This is a genomic window from Arthrobacter globiformis, from assembly GCF_003261175.1.
Taxonomy (GTDB): Bacteria; Actinomycetota; Actinomycetes; order Actinomycetales; family Micrococcaceae; genus Arthrobacter; species Arthrobacter globiformis_A.
In genome coordinates, this window is record NZ_QLNP01000090.1 from 44,635 (window position 1) to 61,261 (window position 16,627).

The 16,627-nt window shown below is 66.2% G+C and carries 15 protein-coding genes; 8 read left to right on the plus strand and 7 right to left on the minus strand.

What is annotated here, in order from left to right:
- Window positions 1–23 precede the first annotated feature (23 nt).
- The 3 genes from DBZ45_RS14705 (at window position 24) to DBZ45_RS14715 (ending at window position 3,597) form a co-directional block, all read left to right on the plus strand.
- The gene (locus DBZ45_RS14705; RefSeq protein ID WP_111904630.1) at window positions 24–1,448 is read left to right on the plus strand and encodes a flavin monoamine oxidase family protein; all 1,425 of its coding nucleotides are present in this window, start codon (window positions 24–26) and stop codon (window positions 1,446–1,448) included.
- A 51-nt stretch (window positions 1,449–1,499) separates the two neighbouring features.
- Window positions 1,500–3,014, plus strand: coding sequence for an APC family permease (locus tag DBZ45_RS14710; RefSeq protein ID WP_111904631.1), 1,515 nt, complete (start codon window positions 1,500–1,502; stop codon window positions 3,012–3,014).
- Window positions 3,015–3,114: 100 nt separating this feature from the next.
- Window positions 3,115–3,597 (plus strand): pyridoxamine 5'-phosphate oxidase family protein, encoded by a 483-nt coding sequence (locus tag DBZ45_RS14715; protein ID WP_111904632.1) that lies wholly within the window; start codon window positions 3,115–3,117, stop codon window positions 3,595–3,597.
- Window positions 3,598–3,775: 178 nt separating this feature from the next.
- Here DBZ45_RS14715 and DBZ45_RS14720 read toward each other — a convergent pair whose 3' ends face one another.
- The 6 genes from DBZ45_RS14720 to DBZ45_RS14745 form a co-directional block, all read right to left on the minus strand.
- Window positions 3,776–4,507, minus strand: coding sequence for a hypothetical protein (locus DBZ45_RS14720; RefSeq protein WP_317616966.1), 732 nt, complete (start codon window positions 4,505–4,507; stop codon window positions 3,776–3,778).
- 385 nt (window positions 4,508–4,892) lie between these two features.
- Entirely contained in the window at window positions 4,893–6,071 is a 1,179-nt protein-coding gene (locus DBZ45_RS14725; RefSeq protein ID WP_111904633.1) for a cytochrome P450, read from the minus strand.
- Between the two features lie 49 nt (window positions 6,072–6,120).
- Window positions 6,121–7,044, minus strand: coding sequence for an AEC family transporter (locus DBZ45_RS14730; RefSeq protein ID WP_111904634.1), 924 nt, complete (start codon window positions 7,042–7,044; stop codon window positions 6,121–6,123).
- Between the two features lie 205 nt (window positions 7,045–7,249).
- A complete protein-coding gene (locus DBZ45_RS14735; RefSeq protein WP_111904635.1) occupies window positions 7,250–7,456 on the minus strand; it encodes a hypothetical protein in 207 nt (68 codons plus the stop codon).
- A 107-nt stretch (window positions 7,457–7,563) separates the two neighbouring features.
- A complete protein-coding gene (locus tag DBZ45_RS14740) occupies window positions 7,564–8,031 on the minus strand; it encodes an SRPBCC family protein (RefSeq protein ID WP_111904636.1) in 468 nt (155 codons plus the stop codon).
- Window positions 8,032–8,040: 9 nt separating this feature from the next.
- The gene (locus DBZ45_RS14745; RefSeq protein WP_111904658.1) at window positions 8,041–8,634 is read right to left on the minus strand and encodes a hypothetical protein; all 594 of its coding nucleotides are present in this window, start codon (window positions 8,632–8,634) and stop codon (window positions 8,041–8,043) included.
- A 122-nt stretch (window positions 8,635–8,756) separates the two neighbouring features.
- Between DBZ45_RS14745 and DBZ45_RS14750 the strand changes: the two genes are divergently transcribed.
- The 4 genes from DBZ45_RS14750 to DBZ45_RS14765 all read left to right on the plus strand — a co-directional run bounded on the left by DBZ45_RS14750 (window position 8,757) and on the right by DBZ45_RS14765 (window position 12,483).
- Complete coding sequence (locus DBZ45_RS14750) at window positions 8,757–9,134, plus strand: VOC family protein (protein WP_111904637.1); 378 nt, start codon at window positions 8,757–8,759, stop codon at window positions 9,132–9,134.
- 6 nt (window positions 9,135–9,140) lie between these two features.
- On the plus strand, window positions 9,141–10,163 hold the full coding sequence (locus DBZ45_RS14755; RefSeq protein WP_111904638.1) for a PHP domain-containing protein: 1,023 nt from the start codon (window positions 9,141–9,143) through the stop codon (window positions 10,161–10,163).
- Between the two features lie 129 nt (window positions 10,164–10,292).
- Complete coding sequence (locus DBZ45_RS14760) at window positions 10,293–11,675, plus strand: MFS transporter (RefSeq protein WP_111904639.1); 1,383 nt, start codon at window positions 10,293–10,295, stop codon at window positions 11,673–11,675.
- Between the two features lie 31 nt (window positions 11,676–11,706).
- Window positions 11,707–12,483, plus strand: a complete 777-nt coding sequence (locus tag DBZ45_RS14765) for an SDR family NAD(P)-dependent oxidoreductase (protein ID WP_111904640.1) — start codon at window positions 11,707–11,709, stop codon at window positions 12,481–12,483.
- A 43-nt stretch (window positions 12,484–12,526) separates the two neighbouring features.
- Here the strand turns inward: DBZ45_RS14765 and pdxA are convergent, their stop codons facing one another.
- Window positions 12,527–14,887: a 4-hydroxythreonine-4-phosphate dehydrogenase PdxA gene (gene pdxA / locus DBZ45_RS14770; RefSeq protein WP_111904641.1), complete on the minus strand. Its 2,361-nt coding sequence runs from the start codon at window positions 14,885–14,887 to the stop codon at window positions 12,527–12,529.
- Between the two features lie 163 nt (window positions 14,888–15,050).
- Here pdxA and DBZ45_RS14775 point away from each other — a divergent pair, with 163 nt between their 5' ends.
- Window positions 15,051–16,625, plus strand: coding sequence for an ABC transporter substrate-binding protein (locus tag DBZ45_RS14775; RefSeq protein ID WP_111904642.1), 1,575 nt, complete (start codon window positions 15,051–15,053; stop codon window positions 16,623–16,625).
- The last annotated feature ends 2 nt before the right edge of the window (window positions 16,626–16,627 follow it).

Sequence of the window (16,627 nt, forward strand, 5' to 3'; positions counted from 1 at the left end):
CGCGGCCACAGAGAGAGGACATCATGCTGAATCTTGACCGCGACGTAGTGATCGTCGGTGCCGGCCCCTCCGGCCTCACCGCCGCCCGCGAATTGAAAAACGCCGGCCTGACCGTCGCCGTGCTGGAAGCCCGAGACCGCGTGGGCGGCCGGACCTGGACCGAAACCGTGGACGGAGCCATGCTCGAGGTCGGCGGCCAGTGGGTATCGCCGGACCAGACCGCACTGCTAGCCCTGCTGGAGGAGCTCGGCCTGAAAACGTACTCCCGCTACCGTGAAGGCGAGTCCGTCTACGTCGGGGCGGACGGCGCGCCGGTCCGCTATACCGGGGACATGTTTCCGGTCAGCGCCACCACGGCTGCCGAGATGGACAAGCTCATCGCACTGCTGGACGAACTGGCGGCCGAGGTCGGCGCTACCGAACCCTGGGCGCACCCCAAGGCGCGGGAGCTGGACACCATCTCCTTCCACCACTGGCTGCGCCAGAACTCCCCGGACGAGGAAGCCTGCAACAACATCGGGCTCTTCATCGCCGGCGGCATGCTCACCAAGCCCGCGCACGCGTTCTCCGCCCTGCAAGCCGTCCTGATGGCCGCCTCCGCGGGTTCCTTCACCCACCTGACAGATGAGGACTTTATTCTGGACAAGCGGGTGATCGGCGGGATGCAGCAGGTCTCGCTGCTTCAGGCAGCGGAACTCGGGGCCGACGTCGTCCTTAACAGCCCGGTGCGCACCATCAACTGGGAGGCCGACGGCGAAAACGGCCACCGTGTCACCGCCGTCTCTGACCGGGCCACGGTGAACGCGCGCTTCGTGATCATGGCCGTGCCGCCCAACCTGTACTCCCGGGTCTCCTTCAACCCGCCGCTGCCGCGCCGCCAGCACCAGATGCACCAGCACCAGTCCCTGGGCCTGGTCATTAAGGTCCACGCCGTCTACAGCACGCCGTTCTGGCGCGAGGACGGGCTCTCCGGCACCGGATTCGGCGCCGGCTCGCTGGTCCAGGAGGTCTACGACAACACCAACCACGGCGACACCCGCGGAACACTCGTCGGCTTCATCTCCGACGAAAAGGCCGACGCCGTCTTCGAACTGAGCGCCGGGGAGCGCAAGAAGGCCATCCTGGAGTCGATCGCCGGCTTCCTGGGGGACAAGGCCCTCGAGCCCGAGGTGTACTACGAATCCGACTGGGGTTCCGAGGAGTGGACTCGCGGCGCCTACGCCGCGAGCTACGACCTCGGCGGGCTGCACCGGTACGGCAAGGACCAGCACGCAGCTGTCGGCCCCATCTACTGGTGCTCCTCCGACCTCGCCGCCGAAGGGTACCAGCACGTGGACGGGGCGGTCCGCATGGGCCAGTCAACGGCCGCCCGCATTGCCGCAGCTGCGGCGTCCGCCGAAGCGCAGGGTGCACCTGAACTGGCGAACGCAACGGCCGCCGCCGGCTAACAGCGCAGCCGCGCATTTCCCATTCAACGATGAATGACAAGAGGCAATCCCATGAGTACAAAAGCCGCAGTCACCCCCGACGCGCACAAGAGCCTGAGTGAAAAGGGCCTCAAGGCAGGGTCCGTCGGGCTGATCGGCGCGGTGGTGATCGGGGTGTCCTGCATCGCGCCGGCGTACACGCTCACCGCGGCCCTCGGCCCCACCGTGTCCGAGGTGGGTGTGCACCTGCCGGCGGTCTTCCTCGTGGGCTTCATCCCCATGCTGCTCGTGGCGCTGGGCTACCGGGAGCTGAACAACGCAATGCCCGACGCCGGAACCTCCTTCACGTGGGCAACGCGCGCCTTTGGTCCGTGGATCGGCTGGATGGGAGGGTGGGGGCTGATCGCCGCCACCATTATCGTGCTGTCCAACCTGGCGGCGGTCGCCGTCGACTTCTTCTACCTGATGCTCGCCCAGCTGCTCGGCAACCCCGGGATCGCTGAGCTGTCTAAGAACCTGCCGCTGAACATCGCCACCACCCTGGTGTTCATCGCGGCGGCGTGCTGGATCTCCTACCGCGGCATGGAAACCACCAAGGGCGTCCAGTACGTCCTGGTGGGGTTCCAGCTGCTGGTGCTGGGGTGGTTCGCCGCCTCCGCGTTCGTGCACGTGGCCAACGGGACCGCCTTCGACGCCACGGCCATCTCGCCGGACTGGTTCAACCCCTTCGCCGTGGACTCCTTCTCAGCCTTCGCGGCCGGGGTGTCACTGTCGATCTTCATCTACTGGGGCTGGGACGTGACCCTGACCATGAACGAGGAGACGCGGAACCCTGAGAAGACCCCCGGGCGGGCGGCGACCGTGACCGTCGTCGTCATCGTGGCCATCTACATGACGGCCGCGCTGGCCACCCTGTCCTTCGCAGGCGTGGGGGAGGCTGGCTTGGGCACCGGCAATCCGGACAACCAGTCCAGCATCTTCGCGGTCCTGTCCGGGCCGGTCATGGGGCCGTTCGCCATCCTTATGTCGCTGGCCATCCTGAGCAGTTCCGCGGCGTCGCTGCAGTCCACGTTCGTCTCCCCGGCCCGGACGCTGCTGGCCATGGGCCACTACAAAGCCCTGCCGGGGAAGTTCGGCAAGGTCAGCCCCACCTTCAAGTCACCGAGCTACGCCACGATTGCGGCGGCTGTTGCCGCGGCGGCGTTCTACGTGATCACCCGGACCACGTCCGAGAATGCGCTGTGGGACACTATCACGGCGCTGGGCATGATGATCTGCTTCTACTACGGGATCACGGCGCTCGCGTGTGTCTGGTTCTTCCGTGCCATGGCGTTCAGCAGCGCCCGGGCTTTCCTCTTCAAGTTCCTGGCCCCGCTGCTGGGCGGGGTGATTCTGCTGGTGATGTTCGTCAAAACCGCGTACGACTCCATGGACCCCGAGTACGGTTCCGGTTCATCCGTGGGCGGGGTGGGCATGGTGTTCATCCTGGGCATGGGCGTCATCCTGCTCGGCGTGGTCAGCATGCTGGTGATGGCCCGGGTCCGGCCCGAGTTCTTCAAGGGCAAGGTGCTGGCGCGGGGACTCTGACTGGAAACTAAGCACACTTACTAATAGAGTGGCCGCCAGGGCATTGACCCGGTCCAACTGAACGTACTGAGAACGAACTCGAGCAGAACGAGGTGACAGCATGACGGGCACGGAAAGCATCAGCAAGGTCACGGACATCATCAACGATTCCCACATCGGAATGTTCACCACCATCAACGGAGAAGGCGCCCTGGTCAGCCGGCCGCTGGCAGTCCAGGACGTGAAGGACGACGGCGACATGTGGTTCTTCACAGGGGAGGGAACCTCCCAGGTGGCCCACGTGACTGCGGACGCCAGGGTCAATGTGTCCTTCGGCAAGCGGGCCGAGTGGGTCTCGGTCGCCGGGACCGCCGAAGTGGTGCGCGACCGGGCCAAGATCCGCGAACTATGGAACCAGTCCGTCGATGCCTGGTTCCCGGACGGGCCGGACACCCCAGAGGTGGTCCTGCTGCGCGTGGACTCCGACTCCGCGGAGTACTGGACCAGCCCGGGCGGGACTGCGGCGACTGTCCTGCAGTGGGTCAAGTCGAAGGTCACCCACAGCCGCATGAGCGTCGGCGAAAGCGGCACGGTGGAGCTGTAACTCCGCAACGGTCAGGCTGGAGTAGGCCACGGACAGCAGGGCGAGGGCCATCCACGGCGCCCTCATCAACCGGGTCGGCGCGGCAGAGGAACTCCCGGAGCAGACCTTCGGACCCCCGGCAGCTGTTCGGCTACCTCGAGGAGCAGCGGCAGTCGGCAGCTCACTTTGACCTCGGAAGTCAGATACAGGAGTAGTCGTAGTCGAAGCCGCCGGAGACGTACTGGGTTAGCGAGACTGAGCCGCCGCCCGTCAGCGCGGCATTGGAGCAGTTGCGGGCGGCAGCGTTTAGGGTGCGTGCCCCGGCCAGCCAGCTGGGGAGCGTGAACAGCGGGCTGGTAGCCCGGACGGTGCCGGCGATCTGTGACCACTGGGTGGCGGTGGAGTAGATGCCTGTCCTCGCGTTGATGCTGCCGAAGTAGGCGACCATTCCCTCCAGATCAGCCCGGTTCGCCACCTTGTCACCCGACCAGGAGTTCCCGGTTTCCACATCCAGCCACCACGTGTAGCCGGACGGGTTGCTGATGCCGCGGATGTTCGCGTCGTCGTAGGCCTTGGCCCAGCCGTACATATAGGAGCAGGCCGGACCGACGTCGTTCGCTTTGCAGTCGCCGTAGGGGTTGAAGACCTTGGTTCCGGCGTAGGCGTTGCTGGTGGGCCACCAGCTGCCGGCCAGTCCAGGGTTTGCGGTGTTGACGTACAGCTGCACCTTGGGCTGTCCTGTGGTGCCGGACGACGAACCCGCCCATGTCAGCTGCGGGGCCAGGCACGGGTTCGTGGTGTTTGCGAGGCCGTTGTTGACTCCCACGATGCCGAAAGCCGGCCCCTTCGGCAGGGCCTTGCCACACTGGGGCCACGACACATCATTGCCTACGCCCGCGGTGGCTGCCTCGGCCGGTACGGCCTGAAGCATCAGCAGAACGGTGGCGGCCAACGCCGGAAGCCACCGGAGTTTTAACAGAGCAGATCGAGTAGCGGACATGATCGGCCTTCCTCGCGCGGTGACAAAACGAAGAACAAGCATCCGTTCCACGGGCTGCCGAGGTCAAGAGGCCGCGGGGTCGACCTGCCTTTCAGCGGCCGCCCTTTTCCGTGTAGTCGGCGGCGTCGTAATGCAAGCGCAGGGCAGCAATTAATGCCTTCCGCACCTGTGCGTCTGCCGGCCAAGGGCCCTTCAAACTCCAGGTCGTCCGCGAGGAGCGTCCACAATTCGCCGGCCGGATCGTAGGTCCCCATTCCTGCACCGAGGATGCGGTAGTAGGCCTGGAGCACTCCGGGCGCGTCGTCGCTGAGCGCAGTCACTGCTGCTCATTTGACGCCTGCCAAGAGACAGGCAGCTCCTTGACTCCGTAAATAATGGTGCTGTCCATCCGTTCGAGGCGGGTTCCCGGTGCGAGGGTAAGCCCGGGGAGCCGGTCCAGAATGCCCTGCAGCGCTATCTTGGCTTCGAGCCTGGCCAGCGGGGCGCCGAGGCAGAAATGGATGCCGTGGCCGAAGGCGAGATGCCGGTTCGGTGTCCGGTCTATATCGAACTGTTCTGGACGTTGGAATTGGTGCTCATCACGGTTGGCTGAGCCGATCCAGGCGACCAGCGGGGCGCCGGCCGGGACCTGGACGGCGCCTACCGTGGTGTCAGCAGCTGTCACCCGGTACATCGACTGGACGGGAGAGCGGTAGCGCAGCACTTCTTCTATGGCCTGGGTGAGCAGGGACGGCTCGGCCCGGAGCCGTTCCATCGTTCCGGGCTGTTCGGTGAAACTGAGGACCGCGTTGCCGATGAGGTTGGTGGTGGTTTCATTGCCGGCCACGAGCAGGAGGCTGCAGAAGCCGAGCAGTTCGGCCACGCTCAGCTTCTGCCCTTCGATCTCTGCCACCAGAAGGTTGCTGATCAGATCAGTTCCGGGCTGGCGTCTGCGGCGTTCGATGAGGGCCAGGAAGTACTCGGTCATTTCCCGGTTGGTGGAACTGTGGTCGGCAGTCTGCGCACCGGTCTGCGTCTGGCTGACGATCACATCGGACCAGTGCTTAAAGCGGTCGCGGTCCTCGGCGGGGATGCCCATGAGCTCGGCGATCACAATCACCGGCAGCGGGTAGGCCAGCTCGTCGATGAGGTCTGCCGAACCCCGGGAAGCAATCCCGTCCAGCAGTTCGTCCGTCAGCGCCGAGATGCGCGGCGCAAGGGCGTCCACTGCTTTCGGGGTGAACGCCTGGGTCACCAGCGAACGCAGCTGCCGGTGCCGCGGCGGATCGGCGGTGATCAGGCTCGCCGCGAACAGCTGGCCCGTCTCGGATGGATCGTCGCCTCCCATCCTCGAAGAGAACGTCCCGTGTTCGGACAGAACCCGCTGGACGTCGTCGTACCGGAACACATGCCAGCTTCCGGATTGCTCGTCGTGGAAGACGGGAGCGGCTTCCCGCATCTTTTCGTACTGCGGGAAGGGATCCAGCGAAGGCCCATCACTGTTCACGAAGTCCATGGCAGAGTTTATGCCGGGAATGCGCCCGCCGTCAGCAGCTGGGCAGGACTCAGCCAAACAGCCAGGCCGCCCCCAGAAGCAGGGGGATTGCCAAAGCCGAGGTAATGACGGCCGTGGATTGCGCAAGGTTCTGGCCTACGCCGTACCGGACGGCGTAAAGGACCACGTTCTGCCCGGTGGGAAGGATCGCGCAGGCCGTGACAACGAAGGTGCTGAAGGTGTCGAGGTGGAACACAAACACGGCCAGCAGCCACGCGAGAGCCGGTTGGACGGCTGACTTGAGAATGACGGCGAACAGGGTGGGGACGCGGTCCACCGAGTCTTGGCGCGGTGACAGGCCGTGGAGCGACATGCCGAAGATGATCAGCATCAGCGGAACCGTCAGCTGGGCCACCAGCTTCAGGGGATCCAGCACCAGGTCCGGAAGCTCAATCCCGGCTGCGCTGACGATGACGCCGAGGATGGCTGCCACGGTAACAGGGTTGCGCAGGGGAGTGGACAGGATGCTCCACATAGACGTCTTTTTCCCGTCAGGATCGGTCAGGTCCAGGATGGTCAGCGCCACCGGCGTCACAAGCGCCAGTTGGAACAACATGATCGGCGTGACGAACGTGGCACTGCCGAGAATGTACAGGGACAGCGGAACGCCGAGGTTCGTGGAATTGACGATTCCCGTGGCCAGCGCGCCGACGGTGGTGCGCCGCACGCCCCACCTGCCGATTGCCCCGCTGAGCGCGAACAGCGCCATGCAGCAAAGTGCTGTGACGACGGAGATGAGGCCTGTCTGGCTGAGGACTTCGGAGATGTGCCGCGAAGCGATCGTGGAGAACATCAGGCTCGGCAGCCCGACCATGAAGGTCAGGGTGGACAGCACCTTCGTCCCGTGCGGCCCAAGGGCGTTTGTCCTGGCCAAGATGTAGCCGACGAGCAGGACCATGCCCACCACAAAGAATCCCTTTAAGACTCCATCCAAGCCGCTGTCCTCAATTCGTTCCGCTCGCGAGCCGAACGAGGTTGGACCCGCCCGCTGGTACGTCGTCTAAGACTATATTTTCTCCGTGATGCCGCCGGACGGGTGGCATGGCCGGGCAACATACGGACGACGGGCCCCTTGAGGGAACCCGTCGCCCATGTACTGCAGTCCGGCCGGAGCCGGTTCGAGCTAGACCTCGGTCCGGCTACAGCCCGAGGCCCCCAAGCTTGTCCCCCAACCCGCCGGGAAGCTTCCCCAGCAGGTCCGCAGGATTGATGCCGAACTTGGAGAGGAGGCCGGCGTGCTGGTCGGTGTCCACCTGGTCCGGCAGCTCGTTTTCGGCCTGTGCGGCCTTGTCGTTGTCGCCTCGGGACTTGAGGAATTCGAGGATCTGGGACTTGTCGATCTGCATGGTGTTCTCCTTTGCGATTTCCGGAACTGCTAAGGGTGCTTACTACCTTTCCGGAAAAAGGCCCTTCGAACAAGGGCTGTCAAGAACCGTAGCCGAGGAACCGCAGACTAAGCCGGCCGGCTCCCGACGGCTGCAGCCAGCGACGCCAGGCCCTTCTCAAAGTCGCCGCCCACCATCTTGTCCATGTTCATGAACAGCGCAAAAACCTTGCCGATGCCCTTGTGCTCGCCGACCATGGTCCAGGTGACACGGGTTCCTCCACCCTCCGGAACGAAAGTAAAGGCAGTGGGGTTGACTGCGGCGAACGGCTTACTGAACTCAAGCCGGATCCGGATCTCGTCAGGTTCCCGCGATTCAGTGATCTCCATGTTGCCGGCACCGGCCTTGCGGTTGCCGCTCCAGGCATACTTGGCGCCGACGCCGGCTTCCGCGCCGGAGTAAGTCCGCTTCATGTCCGGGTCCACAGACTCCCAGGGCGACCACTTGGGCCACTCGCGGAAGCTGTTGACCAGTGGAAACACGTCCTTGGCGGGGGCGGGGATGACTGTGCTGCGCGTGACGGAGTACGTTGACATGGCCCCATCCTACGGCCGCAGGCCCGCCGGGACCCCCGCTGCGGTTTCGGCGCGCTCGAGCGCCTTGCCGAGGCGATCCACGGCACGCGGATACCCCGAATCCCCGACAGTCTTCAGCGTCTCCGCCTCCCGCAGGGCCTTCACCAAAGCAGCGGTCTCAGGCCGTGCGACGTCCGCAAGGTCCGGATAACTGATGGCGAGTGCGGGGTCGAGCTCGTAGCGCGCCCAGCGGCCCAGGATTTCGTCATGCACGACGGCGGCCGCCCGGCAGAGTGGGTCGTCCACCCGCCGGCGCCGCCGGGTTTCGTACCAAGACAGCACCGCAGGGCTGCCGCGGTAGGCGGCAACGCCGCTCAGCACCGCCACGGCCACCATGGCCAGGCCTGCCGCCGGCGAGGCCACCGCAGGGATGAGCAGCGCAGGGGCGATCACTGCGGCGCCACCGAAAAGGTCCCAGAACAACAAATCTGGACTGTCGCCGTCGGGCGTCCCTAAATGGTGCCGGACAACTAAAACCGTGCAGGCGACGGCGGCCGCCAGTACTGCGCTCCAGAGGACCAGTTGCAGCAGCCCCAACGGGGCGGCTTCGGAAACTGCGGGCACCACTGCACCTCCCAAGGACGGGCGCTGCCCGGCATTTCGGGCCGCACTTAAATTGCATCCTGTACTGAAGCGCTGGTCAATGGGCTGGTTTGCAGCGGCGGCCGCGGCGTAGCGTAGGCGCCATGCGACTCAAAATGTGCAGCATCCACGTCCAAGACCCTGCCGCAGCGCACTCCTTTTACACGGAGACCCTCGGCTTCGAAACGCTCATGGCCATGCCGGAACACAACCTCTTCATCGTCAAGGACCCCGGAGCGGCCGGCACCGTGGGCCTGCTGCTGGAGCCCAGCGACAATCCCATCGCCGCGGCCTACAGCAAGGGACTGCGCGAGGCCGGGCTCCCTGCCATAGTCTTCGGAACCCCGGATGTGCGGGCTGAATATGAGCGGCTGACCGCTGCCGGCGTCCAGTTCCAGGGCGAGCCCGCGGAGGACCCCTTCGGGATTACCGCCGTGTTCGACGACGGCTGCGGCAACTACATCCAGCTGCACCAGGACTAGCACTGAATGGACGCCGCCGACGCCCTCAACGAGATCGCCTTCTGGCTCGAGCGCTCCGCCGCGCCGACGTTCAAGGTCCAGGCCTTCCGGAAGGCGGCCGGCGTCATCAGCGGACTGACACCTGATGAGGTGGCGGAGCGCACCCGCGACGGCAGGCTCAAGCGAACGAAGGGGATCGGGGACACCACCTTCAACGTCATTCGGCAGGCTGTGGAGGGCGATGTGCCCGACTACCTGGACAAGCTGCGGCAGGGCGGCACCAAGCCACTCGCGGCCGGGGGAGACGGGCTCCGTGCGCAGCTCCGCGGCGACCTGCACAGCCACAGTGACTGGTCCGACGGCGGTTCCCCTCCCGATCTGATGGCGGCCGCCGCGCGGCACCTGGGCCGCGAATACCTGGCCCTGACGGACCACTCGCCGAACCTCAAAATCGCCAACGGGCTGACGGCCGAGCGGCTCACCGAACAGCTGGACGTCGTGGCCGGGCTGAACGGCGACGCCGACGGCGGCTTCCGGCTGCTGTCCGGCATCGAGGTGGACATCCTGGAAAACGGCGAGCTGGACCAGACGCCGGAGATGCTGGACCGGCTGGACGTGGTTGTGGCCAGCGTGCACTCCAAGCTCCGCTCGGACCGGCGCACCATGACGGAGCGGATGCTCGGCGGCATCTCCGATCCGCACACCAACGTGCTGGGCCACTGCACCGGCCGCCTGCTGCAGGGGTCCCGCGGGACCCGTCCCGAGTCAGAATTCGATGCCGAGCGGGTCTTCGCGGCCTGCGCGGAAGCCAATGTCGCCGTCGAAATTAACTCCCGGCCGGAGCGGCAGGACCCGCCGGACAACCTGCTGCAGCTGGCGCTCGAGGCAGGCTGCCTTTTCAGCATCGACAGTGACGCCCACGCGCCGGGGCAGCTCGACTTCCTGCAGTACGGCGCCGAGCGGGCCGAACGCAATGGGGTTCCGGCTGAACGCGTCATCACCACCTGGCCGCTGGACCGGCTGCTGGGATGGCTGAACAGCAGGAAATAGCATTCATTGGAAGGGGAGCGCTCGCTCAAGAATTTAGTAAGCATAATGACTATCTGCGCGTTGAGTGGTAAACATTAATTGTTCCGCCGAGGAACCCCGGCGGCCCCGTCTCTCCCTGCGAGGTGCACCATGAGCGCTGCGAATCCCGCGAACCACCTGGACGAACTGGGCCAGCGGACCCTTCGAAAAGTGCGCGGCCGCCTCATGCCGCTCATTGTGCTGCTCTACTTCGTGGCGTACCTGGACCGGAACAACGTGGGGTTCGCCAAGCTGACCATGAGCGAGGACATCGGCCTCAGTGCTGCAGCCTACGGCCTCGGTGCGGGCATGTTCTTCATCGGCTACGCGTTGCTGGAAATCCCCAGCAACGCCGGCATGTACAGGTTTGGCGCCCGGAAGTGGATCGCCCGCATCCTGATCTCGTGGGGCATCTTCGCCACGGCCATGGCGCTGGTGAACGGGGAGACCACCTTCTACATCATCCGCTTCCTGCTCGGAGCGGCCGAGGCCGGGTTCTTCCCGGCCATCCTGTTCTACCTGACGCTGTGGTTCCCCGCCGCGCAACGTGTGCTGGTGCTGGGCATCTTCATCCTCGCCCAGCCAGTCTCCAACGCGCTCGGCGCCCCGGTGTCCGGCCTTCTGCTGCAAATGGAAGGCATCGCAGGCCTGCACGGCTGGCAGTGGCTGTACATCATCGAAGGCATCCCGGCCATCCTCCTCGGTCTGCTCACCCCGGTGCTGATGACGGACAAGCCAAGCCACGCCCAGTGGCTCGCCGCGGATGAACGGGAATGGCTCACCCGGACCATGGACGAGGAACTGGCCCACAAGCAAAAGGGCCAGCCTCACCACTTCCTCGCCGGCCTGAAGGATTCCCGGACCATCGCCTACTCGGCGCTGTACTTCGGCCTGGTCTGCGGCATCTACGGCCTGGGCCTGTGGATGCCCACCATCGTCGCCGCGCTCGGCAAGTTCAGCACTACGGAGGTGGGCTTCATCGTCGCCGTCCCGTACACGATTGCGGCGGTGTTCGTGTACTACTGGGGCAGGCGGTCCGACCGCACCGGCAACCGCGTGCTGCACGCCAGCATCAGCATGGTGATGGCCGCCGTCGGCCTGGTAGCTGCCGGCAGCCTGGTGCAGGTCAACGCCATCCTGGCCTTGATCGCCCTGACCCTCGCGGCCATGGGCATCTACTCGGCCATTGCCCCGTTCCTGGCGATGCCTTCCACCGCGCTGGTGGGAGCGGCCGCCGCGGCCGGCCTCGCGATGGTGAATTCGCTCGGCAACCTGGGCGGGTTCGTGGCGCCGTACATCGTGGGTGTGCTCAATGATGCCACCGGCGACAACCGGTCCGGCCTCCTCTTCCTGTCCGCCTGCCTCGCTATTACCGCCGTCGCCACCTTCCTGTACGCCCGCAAACGTCCCGAAGGGCATGTGAAGCCGGGCACCCACGCTGCTGTCGGTGAAGAGGCAGTCGCCGCCGACGAGTTCGACGACACCAAGTACTGACGCTGCAGCTAACGACGAGGGGATCACGGACATGACGCACCACGACAAGTTCCCGGCCGAACGCACCGCGGTGCTGACCGGGGCCGCCTCCGCACGGGGCATTGGCCGCGCAACGGCGGAAATGCTCGCCAGCCAGGGCTGGTCCGTGGCCATCCTCGATATCGACGGCGACGCTGCACGGCGCGCGGCGGAGGATATCTCCTCGGTGTACGGGGGGGAGGCCAGGGGCGTGGGCGCCGACGTCTCCGACCAAGCCGCCGTGAACGCCGCCATCGACGAAGTGGAGGCCAACCTGCCGCCCATTGTGGGACTGGCCAACCTGGCAGGCATCAGCTCGCCCACGGAGTTCATGGACGAGACGCTCGAGGCGTGGGAGCGGGTGTTCCGGATCAACATGACCGGCACGTTCCTGGTCACGCAGCGCGTGCTCCGCGGCATGATCGAACGCAGGCTCGGCCGGGTGGTCAGCGTCTCCTCCATCTCCGCGCAGCGCGGTGGCGGCACGTACTCCAAGGTGGCCTACAGCGCATCGAAGGCAGCCATCATCGGCTTCACCCGGGCGCTGGCACGGGAAATGGGCCAGTACAACATCACCGTCAACTGCATCGCCCCCGGCCCCGTGGACACCGACATCATGGGCGGCACCCTGACCGATGAACGCAAGACCGACATGTCCAGGGACATCCTCATGGGCCGGGTGGGCACAGTCCGCGACATCGCCGCCCTCATGGCATTCCTGATGGGGGAAGACGCCGGATACATCACCGCCGCTACGTACGACATCAACGGCGGCCTGCAGGTTTCCTGACAGTCAGCCCTGCGCGGCAGTGCTCAGGCTGCGGCGGGCCCGACTAGGCTGCCGCGGGACTGGGCGACATTTCCGCCGCCTGGCGCAGCGCCTCGATCATGCTGCGCACGTCCACGATGCCCTTGCCCGCGATGTCGAACGCCGTGCCGTGGTCCACTGACGTGCGGATGACGGGCAGGCCCACCGTGATGTTGACGCCTGCCTCGATGCCCAGTACCTTGACCGGCCCGTGGCCCTGGTCGTGGTACATGGCCACTATGAGGTCGTAGTCGCCACGGCCCGCCAGGAAGAACGCGGTGTCGGCCGGGAGCGGGCCGACCGCGTCGATGCCGTCGGCCTGCAGCTTCTCGATGGCCGGGGTGATTTTCTCCGCTTCCTCGCCGTAGCCGAAGAGGCCGTTCTCGCCGGCGTGCGGGTTGATGGCGCAGACGCCGATCTTCGGGGTGGCAATGCCGGCGCGCTGCATGGCGCTGTTGCCGCGGCGCACCGTCCGCTCCACCAGGCCCGGCTCGATCCTGTTGATGGCGTCGATGAGGCCGATGTGCGTGGTGACGTGGATCACCTTGACCTTGGGCGTGGACAGCATCATGGACACTTCCTCGATGCCCATGAAGTGCGCGAGCAGCTCGGTGTGGCCGGGGTAGATGTGCCCGGCCTTGTGCAGCGCCGCCTTGTTCAGCGGTGCCGTGCAGATGCCTTGGACCTGGCCGCTCATACCCAGCTCGCAGGCGATCCGGATGTAGTGGTAGGCCGCGTTGCCGGCCTCGGCGGACTCCTGGCCCCACGGCAGGTCGGCCGAAAGCAGCTTCGGATCGATCACGTTGATCCGGCCGGCCTCGAAGACCGCGTCGCCCACCGTCCCCACCTCCACGATGTTGGCTTCCACGCCCAGCGCTTTCGCGCCCAATTGCAGCCGGTGGACGTCGCCGACCACCACGGGGCGGCAGGCGCGGTAGGCGTTTCCGTCGAGAAGGGCGCCCACGGTCACCTCGGGGCCGACGCCGGCACCGTCACCCATGGTCACGGCGATGAAGGGCCGGGTGTCCTGTTCGGTTGCGTTCACTGCTGATGTCATTGGAGCTCCAGATGTGTGGGAGGGATGGGAAATGCTGTTGGAAGACCGGAGGTCTTTGATGGCGGAGTAAAGCTGGACGAGCGCGTCGTTGTCGCCGAAGCTGCCGGGCTTGGTGCCCACCAGCCGCCCGTCGTCGGAAAGGCTGACCACGGCGCCGTGCTGCACGGACGCCAGCGGGGTCAGCGATCGGATGCCGAGGGCGTCTATTACCTCGCGGGCGGTTTCGCCCCCGGTGAGGATCAGGTCCGCTGCCTCGGGACCGGACGCCGCCGGACCCGCTGCCGCGCCGGCAGCCAGCCGCGCCAGGTTCCGCACGATCCTGCCGGACTCCTGCGGATTGACGACGTCGGCGCTGACCGTCAGGGCTGTTGGCTCGCCGGCCGCCAGGAGCTGCCACGCTTCCGCGAGCCTCGGGCGGAAATCTTCGGGACGCTGCAGTTCGGCGGGTGCGATGCCCAGGGTGGTGAAACCGGCGGCCTCCAGGTTCCGCAGCTGCGCCGCGGCCCTTGCCGAGGCGGTGCCGGCGGCGGCCAGCACCGGCCGGGCTGCGCCCGCTGCGCCCGCTGCTGCCGTCAGGCCCTGAGGCGCCGAGGGTTGCGCGTTTCGCGCAGCGGTAACGGCCAGTTTCGCCGCCAGCAGCAGGGCCATGCCGCCGGTCCCGGCAAGCACGATGCGCCGCCCGCCGGCCCTGAAGTCCAGGTCCAGCAGCGCGTCGGCGGCCTTCTCCAGATCAGCCGGAGTCTCGCCGTCGACGATCACGGTGGCGGGAGCGGCGCTGGATGGCGTTCCGGAAAAGGCGGCGCCGAGGACGGCCGGCAGGCCGCCGGCCCGTACCGTGGCCAGGTCCACAAGCTGCACCGGGGCGGAGCCCAGCAGCTGCGCAATTTCCGCGGGCGGCGCAGCCGCCTCTGCCCGCCACAGGTCCGTGCTGTCCAGCCGGACGCCGTCGGCAAAGGGCCGGCCGCCTACGACGGCCCGGTTCAGCTGGGGGAGTGCGCCGGCCACCACAACGTGGTGCCCCAGGGCCGAAAGTGCTGCGAGTTCCGGGCCAATATTGCCCCGCCACAGCGAATCGATTTTCTTGAATAGGACGGTCGCGCCGTGTGCGGTGGGGCTGTCGAAGACGGCTGCCGCAGCCGCTGCGGCGGACTCCGGAGCCACGGCCCGCGAATGCGTATCGACCACCACGACTTCGGCGCCGCTGCCAGTGGCAGCGCCTTCCTCGGGGGCGGACAGGAGGAGGCATGTGTCCAGCCCCTGGGTTGCAAAGCATTGCCCCACTTCTGCTGCGCCGGAAAAGTCATCGGCCTGGATAAGGACTGCAGCCACGTTGTCCTCCCTTCGTTTATGGATCAGGTGGATCCATTCTGGCATGACTGCGCGAAGTGCGCTAGAGCAGTTGCGCATTTCGCGCAGAGCTGGCAGAGTGATCCATGTAACACGGCGCAGGCCATCCGGCCGCCAGCCGTCCCAATCAACCGAGAGGTCAACGATGACCGTTCTTCCTCAAGGAAGTGAGATCTCACGGCGCCGCCTCCTGCAGTTCGGCGCAGCCGCCGGATTTCTCCTGGGCACAGGCTCCCTGGCCGGGTGTGCCGGCCCCACAGGCCTGCCGGGACCCAGCACCCTGACGCTGGCCCTCAACAGGTCCCTCGTCAGCCTGGACAACAAGCTCAACCAGTTCGACGCCGCCGTCACCGTCCAGCGCTCCGTGCGCCAGGGACTGACAGCCATCGGCCCCGAAACCAAGCCGGTCCTGGTCCTCGCGGACCGCTTTGAGATGACCTCGCCCACCGCCTGGACCGTGCGGCTGCGCGAAGGCGTCAAGTACTCCGACGGCACGCCGCTGCAGATCGAGGACGTGGCCACGGCACTGAAGATGTACCAGCAGGTGCAGGGTTCCTTTGTTGCCGGGTTCTTCCCCGAATTCCCCACCGTTGTCCCGGTGGATGACCGGACGTTCCGGATGGAATCCAAGAACCCCATCCCCGTCCTCGACTCCCTCATGAGCATGATCCTGATCAGCCCGGCAGCCAAGAACAAGCCGGAGGAGCTGCAGGAAGGCGTGGGCACCGGGCCGTACGTCGTGACCAAGTTCAACCGCGGCGCCGGCACCTACAGCCTCAAGCGCAACGAGAACTACTGGGGCCCCGCCCCCAAGGTGGACAACGTCGAGGTCCGCTTCCTGCCGGAGGAATCCAGCCGCGTCATTGCCCTGCGCAGCGGCGAGGTGGACGTCATTGACTCCATCACGCCCGACTCCCGCGAACAGCTGGCAGGACTTCCCGGCGTCGTCCTGGCTGAGGCGTCCAGCCTCCGCCTGAACCAGATCTTCTACAACTTCCGCAAGCCCGCTAGCCACCCGCTGTCCGACGTCCGGGTCCGCCAGGCCCTCAGCTGGGCGGTCGACGGCGAGTCCCTGGTCAAGGATGTCCTGGTCGATTCGGTCAGCGAGGCCGAAGGCGTGGTGCCGTCCAGCCTCACCGGCTTCGCCAAGACCGGCAACTACACCTTTGACCCGGACAAGGCCAAGGCCACTCTGAAGAGCCTGGGTGTCACCGACCTGAACCTCAAGATCATTTGGGAAACCGGCGAGTTCGCCTCCGACACCTCCGTGATGGAGGCGCTCGTGGAGATGTTCGGCAACATCGGGGTGAAAACCCAGCTGCAGCAGTTCGAGCCCGGCGGCAACATCCTGGCCTGGCGCCAGGGCAAGCAGGGCGACTGGGACCTGCTGGGCAACGGCTTCAGCAGCCCCACCGGCCTGGCCATCACCATGATGCAGGGCATGTACGCCGGAACCGCGGAGAAGGAAAAGACCCGCGACACCTACCAGGGCTACGTGGTCCCGGACGTGCAGGCCAAGATCCAGGCCGCCTCCTCCGAGGTGGACCCGGTCCGCCGCGAGCAGCTGCTCGCCACCGCGCAGAAGGCCATCTGGGATACCTGGCCGTGTGCCTGGGCCTTCGTGCCGAAGTCCGTGCTGGCCCACCAGAAGCGCGTGGCAGGCCTGGCGCTGGCGCCCACCAACTCCTACCCCCTCGTTGACGTCCGGCTGGAGGCCTGAGT

Excerpts from the sequence above, each read along its gene's own strand:
- DBZ45_RS14705 (WP_111904630.1), top strand. The coding sequence starts at position 24 with ATGCTGAATCTTGACCGCGACGTAGTGATCGTCGGTGCCGGCCCCTCC.
- DBZ45_RS14710 (WP_111904631.1), top strand. The coding sequence starts at position 1,500 with ATGAGTACAAAAGCCGCAGTCACCCCCGACGCGCACAAGAGCCTGAGT.
- DBZ45_RS14715 (WP_111904632.1), top strand. The coding sequence starts at position 3,115 with ATGACGGGCACGGAAAGCATCAGCAAGGTCACGGACATCATCAACGAT.
- DBZ45_RS14720 (WP_317616966.1), bottom strand. The coding sequence starts at position 4,507 with ATGCTTCAGGCCGTACCGGCCGAGGCAGCCACCGCGGGCGTAGGCAAT.
- DBZ45_RS14725 (WP_111904633.1), bottom strand. The coding sequence starts at position 6,071 with ATGGACTTCGTGAACAGTGATGGGCCTTCGCTGGATCCCTTCCCGCAG.
- DBZ45_RS14735 (WP_111904635.1), bottom strand. The coding sequence starts at position 7,456 with ATGCAGATCGACAAGTCCCAGATCCTCGAATTCCTCAAGTCCCGAGGC.
- DBZ45_RS14740 (WP_111904636.1), bottom strand. The coding sequence starts at position 8,031 with ATGTCAACGTACTCCGTCACGCGCAGCACAGTCATCCCCGCCCCCGCC.
- DBZ45_RS14750 (WP_111904637.1), top strand. The coding sequence starts at position 8,757 with ATGCGACTCAAAATGTGCAGCATCCACGTCCAAGACCCTGCCGCAGCG.
- DBZ45_RS14755 (WP_111904638.1), top strand. The coding sequence starts at position 9,141 with ATGGACGCCGCCGACGCCCTCAACGAGATCGCCTTCTGGCTCGAGCGC.
- DBZ45_RS14760 (WP_111904639.1), top strand. The coding sequence starts at position 10,293 with ATGAGCGCTGCGAATCCCGCGAACCACCTGGACGAACTGGGCCAGCGG.
- DBZ45_RS14765 (WP_111904640.1), top strand. The coding sequence starts at position 11,707 with ATGACGCACCACGACAAGTTCCCGGCCGAACGCACCGCGGTGCTGACC.
- DBZ45_RS14775 (WP_111904642.1), top strand. The coding sequence starts at position 15,051 with ATGACCGTTCTTCCTCAAGGAAGTGAGATCTCACGGCGCCGCCTCCTG.